Annotated in this window: 9 protein-coding genes; 8 read left to right on the plus strand and 1 reads right to left on the minus strand. The window is 61.1% G+C overall.

Annotated features, from left to right (window positions below):
* The 4 genes from Q0216_RS04910 to Q0216_RS04925 all read left to right on the plus strand — a co-directional run.
* The coding region (locus Q0216_RS04910; protein ID WP_298593395.1) for an NAD-glutamate dehydrogenase domain-containing protein at positions 1-2,496 on the plus strand (2,496 nt) is incomplete at its 5' end.
* A 448-nt stretch (positions 2,497-2,944) separates the two neighbouring features.
* On the plus strand, positions 2,945-4,300 hold the full coding sequence (locus Q0216_RS04915; protein ID WP_298593397.1) for a hypothetical protein: 1,356 nt from the start codon (positions 2,945-2,947) through the stop codon (positions 4,298-4,300).
* A gap of 33 nt (positions 4,301-4,333) precedes the next feature.
* Positions 4,334-6,049, plus strand: coding sequence for a GT4 family glycosyltransferase PelF (gene pelF, locus Q0216_RS04920; RefSeq protein WP_298593398.1), 1,716 nt, complete (start codon positions 4,334-4,336; stop codon positions 6,047-6,049).
* On the plus strand, positions 6,039-7,235 hold the full coding sequence (locus tag Q0216_RS04925) for a putative glycoside hydrolase family 15 protein (RefSeq protein WP_298593400.1): 1,197 nt from the start codon (positions 6,039-6,041) through the stop codon (positions 7,233-7,235). Before pelF ends, Q0216_RS04925 begins: the two co-directional genes overlap by 11 nt.
* 112 nt (positions 7,236-7,347) lie before the next feature.
* Here the strand turns inward: Q0216_RS04925 and Q0216_RS04930 are convergent, their stop codons facing one another.
* Positions 7,348-8,784 carry a glyceraldehyde-3-phosphate dehydrogenase gene (locus Q0216_RS04930; RefSeq protein WP_298593401.1) on the minus strand — a complete coding sequence of 479 codons (1,437 nt, stop codon included), beginning with the start codon at positions 8,782-8,784 and terminating at the stop codon, positions 7,348-7,350.
* 287 nt (positions 8,785-9,071) lie between these two features.
* On the opposite strand from Q0216_RS04930, the gene Q0216_RS04935 reads away from it, so the two are divergent.
* The 4 genes from Q0216_RS04935 to Q0216_RS04950 all read left to right on the plus strand — a co-directional run.
* Entirely contained in the window at positions 9,072-10,007 is a 936-nt protein-coding gene (locus Q0216_RS04935; protein ID WP_298593414.1) for a carbohydrate kinase, read from the plus strand.
* 83 nt (positions 10,008-10,090) lie between these two features.
* On the plus strand, positions 10,091-10,636 hold the full coding sequence (locus Q0216_RS04940) for a YbhB/YbcL family Raf kinase inhibitor-like protein (RefSeq protein WP_049338614.1): 546 nt from the start codon (positions 10,091-10,093) through the stop codon (positions 10,634-10,636).
* Between the two features lie 85 nt (positions 10,637-10,721).
* Positions 10,722-11,534, plus strand: coding sequence for an HAD-IIB family hydrolase (locus tag Q0216_RS04945; RefSeq protein WP_298593410.1), 813 nt, complete (start codon positions 10,722-10,724; stop codon positions 11,532-11,534).
* 202 nt (positions 11,535-11,736) lie between these two features.
* A partial coding sequence (locus Q0216_RS04950) for a helix-turn-helix domain-containing protein (RefSeq protein WP_298593412.1) occupies positions 11,737-12,344 on the plus strand: 608 nt, incomplete at its 3' end.

The following is a 12,344-nucleotide window of genomic DNA, read 5'->3' on the forward strand; positions in this document are numbered from 1 at the left end:
TACTCCCCGCGCGTTGAGGGTGTTCACCTGCGCTTCGGTAGCGTCGCACGTGGTGGCCTGCGCTGGTCCGACCGCCGTGACGACTTCCGCACCGAGGTTCTGGGCCTGGTCAAGGCACAGATGGTGAAGAACGCTGTCATTATCCCCACCGGCGCGAAGGGTGGCTTCTACCCCAAGCAGCTGCCCGACCCCGCAGTGGATCGCGACGCATGGATCACCGAGGGCCGCGAGTCCTACAAGGTCTTCATCGGCTCCCTGCTGGACGTCACCGACAACCTCTCCGTTGGTGCTGACGGCTCTGAGACCGTTGTCCGCCCCGAGGGTGTTGTGGCACGCGACGCTGACGACTACTACCTGGTGGTTGCAGCGGATAAGGGCACCGCAGCATTCTCCGACACCGCAAACGCAATCAGCCTGGAGCGCGGCTTCTGGCTGGGCGACGCCTTCGCATCCGGCGGCTCCGTCGGCTACGACCACAAGGCAATGGGCATCACCGCACGCGGTGCATGGGAGTCCGTCAAGCGTCACTTCGCTGAGCTCGGTCACGACGCTCAGACCGAAGAGTTCACCGCAGTCGGCATTGGCGACATGTCCGGTGACGTGTTCGGTAACGGTCTGCTCCGTTCCAAGGCAACCCGCCTGGTCGCAGCATTCGACCACCGCGACATCTTCCTGGACCCGAACCCCAACGCGGCAGCGTCCTTCGACGAGCGTCAGCGCCTGTACGATCTGCCCCGTTCCTCGTGGCAGGACTACAACCGCGACCTGATTTCCGCCGGTGGTGGCGTGTACTCTCGCGGCCTGAAGTCCATTGAGATCACCCCCGAGGTGCGCGAGGTTCTGGACCTGGACGAGTCCGTCACCGAGCTGGCACCGACCGAGCTGATTTCTGCCATCCTCAAGGCGCCGGTCGACCTGATTTACAACGGTGGTATCGGTACCTACGTGAAGGCTTCCACCGAAACCAACGCACAGGTAGGCGACAAGGCTAACGACGCACTGCGCGTCAACGGCAAGGACCTGCGCGCCAAGATTGTTGGCGAGGGCGGTAACCTCGGCTTCACCCAGCTGGGTCGTATTGAGGCTGCGCGCAACGGCGTCATCCTCAACACCGACGCAATCGACAACTCCGCAGGTGTGGAAACCAGTGACCGCGAGGTCAACATCAAGATCCTGGTGGACCGCCTCGTGGCTCGCGGTGAGCTCTCCAGCGAAGAGCGCGCCTCCTTCATCGAGTCCCTGCAGGACGAGGTGGGCGGCAAGGTTCTCGAGACCAACGTCAACCAGAACGTGCTGCTACAGGGTGAGTTCCACGGTTCCTTCCTGGGTACCAACCTGTACAAGCGCCTCATGCACGACCTGGAGGAGCACGCCGGCCTGAACCGCGCCGTCGAGTTCCTGCCCACCGACGAGGAGCTGGATATTCGCCTGGAGACCACCGGTGACCGTCTGACCCGCCCCGAGCTGTCCGTCCTGGCTGCGTACGTGAAGATTTACCTCACCCACGCACTGGAGCAGACCGACTTCGCGGACGACCCCTACCTGGAAGGCGTTCTGCGCAGCTACTTCCCGGCAGCACTGGTTGAGCGCTTCGGTCAGCACCTGGACTCGCACCCGCTGCGTAAGGAAATCATCTGCACCCGCGTCGCTAACGACCTGGTCAACATCGGCGGTATCACCTTCGCATACCGCGTGATGGAGGAGTTCAACGTCGGCATCGATTCCGTCGCACGCGCCTTCATTGTTGCACGCGAGCTCTTCGAGCTGGGCACCGCAGCTAAGCTGCACCGCGAACTGTCCCCGAAGACCCCGCTGGATGCATGGTTCACCGTTCTGCGCGACAACCAGCGCGTTCTGGACCGTGCCGTCCGCTGGTTCATCACCGAACGCGGCGTGGTCGCTGGCACCAGTATCTCCGAACTGCTGGAGACCTTCGGCTCCGTTGTCGAGATGCGCCACAACCTGCCCGAGTACCTCTCCGGCACCTCCCGCGAGCGTGTTCGTGCAAAGCGCGACGCAGGCGAGGCATGGGGCCTGCCCGAGGAACTCATCGTCATCTGGATTCGCGGCTTCGAGGGCTACGCCCTGCTGGACGTCATCCGTTCGGCACGCGACCATGACTTCGAGGCAACCTCGCTGGCACCGGTCTACTTCGCAACCTACGACCGCTTCAAGGTGGACGAACTGCTCGGCCTCATCTCTGAGCTTCCCCGTAGCGACCGCTGGGAGATTCTGGCACGTCAGGCACTGCGCGGTAGCCTCTACGAGACCGCTGCAGAGCTGGCACTGTCCGTGGCTGAGGGCGCGAAGGGCGACTTCTCCACTGTTGACGGCGCCCAGAAGGCACTGGATACCTGGGTTGAGGAGCACCCGACCCGCGTGGGCAACATTGACCGCATCTTGAAGGAGATTGGCGAGGCCGCTCCGGACGTCACCGGTCACCCGCGCCTGGCTGTGGTGTCCGTAGCACTGCGTATTCTCTCGAGCGCATCCTAAAAAGCTAAGGCCCGTTAGGGTTGCTTAGAGCATCCCGGTTCTCTCCGGTTGGAGGGGCCGGGATGCTTTTGTGCAGGGGCACTCTGTGCAGGGACATTCTGTGCGGGGATGCGTTGCTTGGGGACACCCTTCTCAAGGTTATTGCACCCTGCGCATATTGCGCAGAATGTTGCTCTCACTAGGTATTTTGTGTTTTTGTGTGACACACATTATCTGGGTGTGTCCTAAATCCCTTCAAATATCAAGTAGAGGGTTAAGGAAACCAGAGGTTTTGGTTGATATATGCCGTATATTGATTCTCGGCGGCATCACAGTAAGCTCACCGTAAGCCAAAGGGACCCGGCACCATCGTCATGACGAATCCCCACCCTGCGGTATGTGAGGCGGTGCTACCATTCAAAAACACACTGCCCTAATCTTTACGATTATCGACTGAAAGTCTGCAAGATTGTCTACCAACCACGGTGCTGAGGAAAAAAGCAACAGCGCATGGCGCCTCCTCATTAACTTTCTGCTTTACGTCTCTCCGGTCGCACTGCTGACCACCGTCTTCCCCATCGTCACCCCGACCATTAACCGGTACAACCTCGATGGTGTGCCCCTAATCCAGGTCATCCTTGCGGCATCCATTACCGTTCCCTGGCTCAGCCAGGCGGCCTGCCTGCCCCTTTACCGTGCTATCCAGATGGAGCACAAGAAGATTGAGGACGCCCGCCAGGGCCTGCGTATCCATGCTGAAACCCTTGAGCACCAGCTCAAGCGCGCCGAAGCACGTGCCGTACGCGCACGCATGTCCGAACCGCAGTTCCAGGACATTACCGACCTGACCGCGTTCACCCGCAACTGGCTCTACCTCTTCGTCATGACCATGCCGCTGGTACTGCTCTTCGCCGTACCGGTCGCCCTCGTACTGCACTGGACCCCGACTGCATTCGGTGCGTTCTTCGTTCTGGGCGTTCTCAACATTGCGTTCGCGCAGCTGCTGGTCATCCCGAACCTCGCGAAGAACCGCATCATCTGGTTCATCGCGTGGCTCGGTTACACCCTTGCCCTGTTCTTCTTCCCCGTCATCTGGTTCCTGCCGCCGCTGGTTGGTTCGCTCATCCTGCTGGCGAGTCTCGGCAAGGACCTGGCGCACCTGCTGCACTTCGCGCGCATCCCGCTCAAGGACATTGCGCTCGACGCCCTGCGCGGCTTCTTCACCGGCTCCATCATCTGGGCTGATAAGTACATGCTCTTCCTGGTCACCGGCGGCGAAATCAACGTCGTGGCAATCTACCTGAGCCTGATCCCCTGCGTTATCGCCTACAACTACTTCTTCGTGGTGGAGGCAGACCGCGTCAACGCAAGCATTCAGCACCTGTGGACCATCTTCGACCGCCTGCCCTACAAGGGTGTTCAGGAGGAGTCTTCCAAGGCTCTGGGCGCTTCTAACCGCGCGATCCGCAACTCCCTGCTGATTTACATCGCCAGCGCCATTGTTACCGGCATCCTGATGTACATCTTCCTGCCGCAGTCCTACCCGCTGGCGCTCTCCGGTCTGGTCGTCGCGTTCCTCTTCGTTGCAGTGGCACTGCTGATCTACCAGATCGAGTACATGACCATGTACGTCACCGTGCAGCTGCTCTCCGCAGCGCACCTGGTGCTGCTCTTCATCTCCTTCATGATCCTGCCCAATGAGACCGGCTACCTGCCCATCATCGTGGGCGAGGCAGTGCTCGTCTTCGCGTGCTACCGCGTCTACCGTCAGGCGTGGGCAGCACCCGAGTACTCCCTCTTCTGGCGTCGAGCCCTCGCCTGGTAAGATCCGCACGGTCCGCGAAAGACACATACGACAATGACTGAACAAATGTACCGAAACCACTACGCGCCGCTGCAGCTTCCGGCTCCCGGCCCCCACTACAGCGACCCCGAATACCCGGACGTTGACGTCGCCATCATCATGGAATCCACCTACCCTTACCTCAAGGGTGGTGTGTCCGCGGTGGTGCACGATATCGTCTGCGAAAACCCGGATCTGACCTACGGCATTATTCACATCGCCTGGGATAAGAACTCCCCCCACGAAGACCTCTACGGCATGCCCGAGAACGTCAAGTGGGTTAAGGTGCTGTACCTGAGCCTGGAAGTCAACCGCGATGCCTTCGCGGAAGCCTGCGACCCCTCCGCACTGCGCATGAAGTTTGCGGAGCGTCAGGCGCTCACCCAGCGCCTTATGGACGGCTTCAGCGCCCTCATCGCCGGCGACGTGAACCCCCTCTGGAAGCTCTACGACGAGGGCATCAACCCCGCAACCCGTAGCTTCAACCTCTTCGGCCTCTTCGGAACCCGCGAGTTCATGCAGGCGATTGCGGGCCTGGGCTTCTTCTCCGAGACGCCCTTCGGTGAGCTCTTCTGGAAGGTGCGCGACTTCGTCTCCATCCTCTTCGCGCTCCTGCACGAGCGGATGCCGCACGCCCGCGTCTACCACGCGCACACCACCGGCTACGCCTCCCTCATCGCCGCCGCAGCCGCACGTGACCACGGCACCAGCTTCCTGCTGACCGAGCACAACCTCTACATTCGCGACACCGTGAACACCAAGCTCGAACGCAATATGGCGAAGCCCGTCACCACCGACTACGCCTTCCTCAACGAGGAGCGTGAGTACCCCGGCCTGGGCCCGGTCACTCTCGACGAGCGTGCCTGGTGTGTCTGGTTCGTGGAAATGGGCCGCTTCTGCTACCCCAGCGCAGACATGGCAACCTACCTGTACCCCAAGGCGCTGGAAGAGGCGCGCGGTATTGGCGCGCCCATCGACCAGATGAACGAGGGCGAGAAGGACCGCGCAATCATTCTGCCCAACGGCATGCTCATTGAGTCCGTGGCGGAAGCCTACTACGCCCGCCAGGCGGCGCGTGCCCGCATCCTCGCTGAGGGTCGCGGCCACGTGTGGCGCTTCGTGTTCATCGCCCGCGTGGTGCCCATTAAGGGCCTGACCGACCTGATTCGCTCCCTCGCGGTGCTGCGCGATCAGGGGCTGGTGAACTTCCACCTGGACGTGCTCGGCCCCAAGGACCACCTGCCCGAGTACTACGAGCTGTGCCTGCGCACCATCGAAGAGCTCAACATGGGCGAGTACATCACCTTCCACGGCACCGTGAACGTGCGTGCGATGCTCGACCGCTTCGACCTGCTACTCATGCCCAGCTACAATGAGGGTCAGCCGATTGTGGCGCTCGAGGCGATGGCTGCGTCCATCCCGCTGGTCAGCACCGACGTGGGCGGTATGTCCCAGCTCATCGACGATGTGCTGGTCGCCCCCGACGGCCACGAAATCGGTAACTGCGGTATCTTGACCATCCCCGGCGATATTCACGGCTTCGCGGCGGCGCTGCGCACCCTCATGGAGGAGCCCAGCATCTACGAACGCTACTGTGTGAACGCCTACGACCGTATCGTCAGCTTCTTCCAGCTGAAACTGGTCATGGACCGCTACAACACGATCTACCGCGAGCTGGGCAAGCTGCCCCCTCGCGATCCCGAATTCGACCCGGAGTACGATGGCGAATAAACTCACCCGCTTAGGCGGACCCGGCAAGTTTGGTGCCTGGGTCCGCTACGGCGGTAAGCCCATTACCCAGCAGCAGCTCGATTTTGCGGTCAAGAACTACTCTGTCGCAATCCTGCAGCCCTGGGAACTGGACGCGGCACGCTACTTGAAGAAGCGTGCACCTCAAATGGTGGTGCTGGCGTATAAGTGCCTGTCCTCCACCCGCTCTTACGAGCCCGGCCCGATTTATTCCTCGGGTGTGTCTTACCCGCTGGCGGTGTCTATGGCGAACTCCGGTAAGGATTTCTTCGCCCACCGCCTTAACGGCGACCGCATCGAGTGGAAGGGCTACCCCAAGCACTTCCAGATGCAGGTGTGGAACGCCGACTACCGTTGGCACTGGGTGGACGCTGTGGTGCGCGAAATGCGCGACTCGCCCTTCGACGGGGTCATGGCGGATAACGACGTGGAGAACGACTACTACGGCCTGAACCTGCCCATTCAGGGCGTGGAGTCCATGACGAAGATCCGCGAACACCTGGATTTTCTGGTCGCGTACGCCGGTATTGAACTGAATAAGATTGGCAAGATTCTGGTGCCCAATATTGCTGAGTCGCGTCTGCGTTACGGCAAGTGGGAGCGTCACAGTGCCTACGGTGGCGGCTTTGAGGAGGTGTGGCTCGGCTGGGGTCCGAACGACTACCTGTCTTCGCCGTACGCCGTGATGCAGGGCCGTGAGATTGCGAACGGCTCGGCGGGCGAGGTGAACCTGGGTGCTACTTTTGCGGGCCTGGGTGGCCGTAGTGCCGCCTCGCAGAAGAAGGTGACGATTCTGCGCACCCCGCTCAGTGACCGCAAGGCTGCGATTACCGGCACGGATGAGAATTTCCTCTACGGTTTGGCGGGCTTCTGGGTGTTTGGTGGAGGCGCTTTCACCGGCATCAGCGCAACCCACCACGACGCCTACGACGAGATCCCGCATGCCCCGGAGCTCTCCTACGACCTGGGGGATCCGGTCGGCGGTATTATCGCTCAGCAGACCGCTCAGACTCGTGCCTTTACGGGCGGTTGGGCTGCCCTGAACACCGGCTCGAAGGATGTGACTGTGAATGTTCCTTCCGGTCTGGTGGATGCAGCGAACCGCCCGGTGCCCTCGAGCTTCACGCTGCGGGCGCATCAGGGTGTGGTGTACCGCCGTAAGGCGTAATTGGCCGCTCATCGGTGGATATAACCTCATAAACAAACCCACCGGCAATATAGCTAAATGGCTATATATACCGGTGGGTTAGTTATATGTGTGTTAGATGAGCTGGGGTAGCCTACTTAGCGGGGTAGGAGGGGACGTCGTAGCCGCCCATACGCTCCAGAACGCGAATCACCTGGCAGGAGTAACCGAACTCGTTGTCGTACCAGACGTAGACAATTGCGGAGTCATCGGTCACCACGGTAGCCAGCGAGTCCACAACACCCGCGGTGCGGGAACCCACGAAGTCGGTGGAAACAGCCTCGGGGGAATCCGAGTAGCCCACCTGGCGGCGCAGCTCGCCGTCGATGGACTCGTGGCGGAACAGCTCGTTCAGCTCCTCAGCGGAACCTGCGGGCTTGGTCAGCTTCACGTTCAGGATTGCCATGGAGACGTCCGGGGTGGGAACGCGGATAGCGTTACCGGTCAGCTTGCCTTCCAGCTGCGGCAGAGCCTTCGAAACAGCCTTCGCAGCACCGGTCTCGGTGATGACCATGTTCAGCACAGCGGAGCGACCGCGGCGGTCACCCTTGTGGAAGTTGTCGATCAGGTTCTGATCGTTGGTGAACGCGTGGACGGTCTCAACGTGGCCGCGCTCAACACCGTATGCGTCATCCAGAACCTTCAGTGCCGGAGTGATCGCGTTGGTGGTGCAGGATGCCGCGGAGAGGATCTTGTCCTCATCGGTGATGACGTTGTCGTTCACGCCGAACACGATGTTCTTCATGTCGCCCTTACCGGGAGCGGTCAGCAGAACACGAGAAATGCCGGGGCGGTTCAGGTGCTGCTCAAGGCCCGGAACGTCGCGCCAGCGGCCGGTGTTGTCCACCAGCAGAGCGTCGTTGATGCCGTACTCGGTGTAGTCAACGGTGGTCGGGTCAGAGGAGTAAATGAAGCGAACCGGAACACCGTTAGCGATGATGGTGCTGTTCTCTTCGTCTACCTCAATAACGCCCTTGAAGGGGCCGTGAACCGAGTCGCGCTCCAGCAGGGATGCACGCTTGACCAGGTCCTGATCGCCGTTCTTACGCACCACAACAGCGCGCAGGTTCAGGCCAGAACCCAGCGGCGAGGAGGAGCGCTCCAGCAGAATACGAGCCAGCAGGCGACCGATACGACCGAAGCCGTACAGCACAACGTCCTGCTCCTTGGGCTGGTCGCCCTGGTGGTTCACGGAGGAACCCAGCTGCTCGGGCAGCCACATGGACAGCTCGGGGGAGCCAGCCTCACGGTGTGCCTTGTGCAGAGCAGCAATGTTAATCGAGCACGCGCCCAGGTTCAGCTCAACCAGGGCGCGAACCAGCTCGAGGGAGTGCGCGGGGTTCAGGGGCGCACCATCGATGTGGGATACGAAATCGTGCAGCTTCAGCAGCTCAATGACAGACTTGTTGACCAGGCTGCGGCCGTGAATGCTCAGCACCACGCCGTTCTCGCGGTGCAGCTTACCGATGAGGGGGATCAGCTCCTCTGCGGTAGCCTCACGGTTAACCCAGGTAGCGGTTGCAGTCGTCACGTATGACCTTCTTCCTAACTTCGTCGTTGGAGGGTGGCGCGACGATGCTGTCGCGTCAATACCTGCCGGGCGTTCAAAGACCCGGCGTCGGTTTAAGTCTAACCCGTGTGAGCCCTTCCAGAGCCTCAAAAGTAGCGATATTGGGGCTAAAAGTCAGAAGAGACAGAAGGCGGTTTGTGAACCCACACGGCAAGCCAACACAAGCCCTCAAAAGGGAAAGCAAAACCACTTTAAATACCCACAAAAACGCACGTCATGACCCGGAAAACATGAGTAGAATTGAAACCATGTTGACTGTAATCGGTGAAGCACTCGTAGACGTCGTCCACCAGCACGACGGAGAAACCCGCGCCTACCCCGGCGGATCGCCCATGAACGTAGCCGTCGGCGCACGCCGCCTCGGCCACCCCACCAACTTCGTCGGCCACTACGGCCCTGACGCCCACGGCAAGAGCATTGACGCGCACCTGGCAGCATCCCAGGTGACTCTGCCCTTCGAGCCGACTGCTGAACGCACCTCCGTCGCCCAGGCAACCATCGGTGCCGACGGCGCAGCAGAGTACGAATTCGACATCACCTGGTCCCTCGACTCCGTCGCCGAGAAGCTCACCGAACTGGCACGCACCTCCGAAGCAGTACACACCGGCTCCATCGCCGCCATGCTCGAACCCGGCGCGCACGTGGTTGCGGCAGCCTTCGAAGCCGCCCGCGACAGCGCCCTGCTCAGCTACGACCCGAACTGCCGCCCCACCCTCATCCACAACGTTGACGAGGGCCGCGCCTGGGCTGAAAAGTTCGTGTCCCTCTCTAGCGTTGTGAAGGCATCCGACGAGGATCTGCAGTGGCTCTACCCCGACCGCTCCCTCGACGACACCGCACGCGCATGGCTCGACCTCGGCGCCGAGCTGATGGTCATCACCCGCGGTGAGGACGGCCCCATCGCCTTCACCAAGAAGTACCCCGAGGGCATCAGCCAGCCCGCACACCGCGTTGAGGTTGCGGACACCGTCGGTGCCGGCGACTCCCTCATGGCGGCACTCATTGCGGGTCTGCTCGACCGCGGTATCGTCGGCCCCGAGGCACGCGCCAAGGTCGCCGCACTGACCGCCGAAGACATCGCTGACCTGCTGCGTTTCTCTGCAACCGCAGCCGGTATTACCGTCTCCCGCGCGGGCGCTAACCCGCCCACCCGCGAAGAACTCGACGCCGTACTCAACGGCTAAATAATCTACGCCTCGCCGGCGGATAGCTCACTCTGTCCGCCGGCGTCGCCGTATCCACCCGCACCCCAACGCTGAGGAACACAATGACCAACATCGGCACCGCACCCCTGCCCCGCGAACCCTACGCGGGCCTGCCCGAACTGCCCGAATTTACCCTGACCTCCACCGACGTTCAGGACGGCGGCACCGCCCCCGAGTGGATGCGCTCCGCCCTCTTTGGCGTGGCAGGCGGTCAGGACCGCTCCCCGCAGCTGTCCTGGAGCGGTTTCCCCGAGGGTACCAAGTCCTTCGTGCTGACCTGCTTCGACCCGGATGCGCCGGTCCCCAGCGGCTTCTGGCACTGGACCGTCTCCAATATTCCCGCTAACGTGACGAGCATTGACACCGGCGCGGATGCACCCGCCGGCGCCCTGACGCACCGCAACGATGCCGGCGTGGCGGGCTTCCTGGGCGCTGCGCCTCCGGCTGGTCACGGCCCGCACCGCTACATCTTCTGCGTCACCGCAGTGGACGTGGAGAAGCTCGATATTGACGAGAACGCCAGCCCCGCCGTCGTGAACTTTAACCTGCTCGGCCACGGTCTGGGCCGTGCGTTCCTGACCGTCACCTACGCGGAACCGGCGGCATAGCGGCATACTGACATAGCGGCACACTCTCACCAGTCCCGCGCTTTATCCACCACTGATACACCCCACCACTGAAGGCAAACACTGCATGATTAAACTCATCGCCAGCGACTTGGACGGCACCCTCATCGGGCACGACTTCCGGTTCCGTCCGCGTACCCTGCGTGCCCTTGAGGCCGCCCGCGCTGCCGGGATCGAGATCGTTTTCGTCACCGGCCGCCCGAGCCGCTGGCTCACGCCCCTGCGCGAGCAGACCGACTTCGACTCCTACGCCATCTGCTCCAACGGTGCCGTGGTGTACCACCTGGGCGCGAACGAGGTGGAAGAAGTCAACGGTGCTGATCCGGCGGTGATTGCCCGTGCTCACGAGCTGCTGGAGCCCATGTTCCCCGACGCCACTTACACTCTCGAAACCGTGGACACCGTCTACATTCAGGGCCCGCACGAAGGCGGTGAGGTGCTTGAGGGTGCCCGCGTGGTGGAGGCGAAAATCGCCGAGGCGCTCGAACGCATCGGCTCAACCCCGGTCATTAAGTATCTGATTCGTGTGCCCGGCATGGACCCGGATATTCTGCAGGCGCGCGTGCATCAGGCGGTGGGTTCGCTGGTGTCGGTGACTCGCGGTGTGGTTGGTGAGCCGCTCGTGGAGATGGGCTCGAAGACCGTGAATAAGGGACGGATCTTGGAGAAGTTCGCGGCGCGCCACGGTATTGAGGCGCACGAGGTGATGGCATTTGGTGACATGCCGAATGATGCGGAGATGCTCTGCTGGGCGGGGGAGAGCTTCGCCATGGCCTCGGGCCAGCCGGCACTTATTGCGAAGGTGGGGCGCACCTGCCCGCCTTTCCAGGAGGACGGTGTGGCGCAGGTGATTGAGGAGATGCTCGCCGAACGCTCCTAGCCGCCTAGCACTAGTTATCTAGCACGAGCCATCCAGTGTTAGCGGCTGGGTGAGCCTCCGCAGACATAGCGCAGACATAACTCAGACATAAAAATTTATGTCTACACATAAAAAATTTGAGTCTAGACATAAAAATTTATGTCTAGACTCAAATTTTTGTGTCTGATTTACATCTGATTTGTGTCTAGACTAAAATTTTTGTATGAACAACGTGGAATGGACCCCCGAATGGCTTGCTGAAACCATCAAACTACTGCGCACTCACGGCAGCGATACGCAGTTTATCGAGGTCAAAAAAGCCCACGGAGGCTACCCCGGAAGCCTAGACGCAACCCTCAGTAGCTTTTCCAATAGTTCCACGGGCGGAATCATTATCTGCGGCCTCGATGAAAATAATGACTTTGCACCTGTAGGTGTATACGACCCCGCAGACCTAGAAAAAACCCTCGGCAACAAGCTCCGCAGGGGCCTCAAACCGCCGAACACCATGGAATCCGGCACCATCCTCTACGAAGACGCCAAAATCTTTGTTGCCGCAATTCCTCCACTGCCTCCCTACGAACGCCCCGCCTACATTGGCGGTAAAGCGTACGTGCGTTCCGGCGATGGCGACCACGAAATGAGCCGCCACGAAACCGACCTGATGGTGGCTCAGCGGACACGCACCGGATTCGATGAGGAGCCGGTGGAATACACCTCCCTGACTGACCTAGACGAAGGCCTCAAAACTGCCTATCTGCGAGACGTACGCGCTAAATCACGCCGCCTTGCTACAAGCTCCGATGAAGAAGTGCTCCGCCGCAAGGGAAT

The sequence above is a fragment of the uncultured Rothia sp. genome (assembly GCF_937976295.1).
In the GTDB taxonomy this organism is placed as follows: domain Bacteria; phylum Actinomycetota; class Actinomycetes; order Actinomycetales; family Micrococcaceae; genus Rothia.

Excerpts from the sequence above, each read along its gene's own strand:
- Q0216_RS04935 (WP_298593414.1), top strand. The coding sequence starts at position 9,072 with ATGTTGACTGTAATCGGTGAAGCACTCGTAGACGTCGTCCACCAGCAC.
- Q0216_RS04945 (WP_298593410.1), top strand. The coding sequence starts at position 10,722 with ATGATTAAACTCATCGCCAGCGACTTGGACGGCACCCTCATCGGGCAC.
- Q0216_RS04940 (WP_049338614.1), top strand. The coding sequence starts at position 10,091 with ATGACCAACATCGGCACCGCACCCCTGCCCCGCGAACCCTACGCGGGC.
- Q0216_RS04925 (WP_298593400.1), top strand. The coding sequence starts at position 6,039 with ATGGCGAATAAACTCACCCGCTTAGGCGGACCCGGCAAGTTTGGTGCC.
- pelF (WP_298593398.1), top strand. The coding sequence starts at position 4,334 with ATGACTGAACAAATGTACCGAAACCACTACGCGCCGCTGCAGCTTCCG.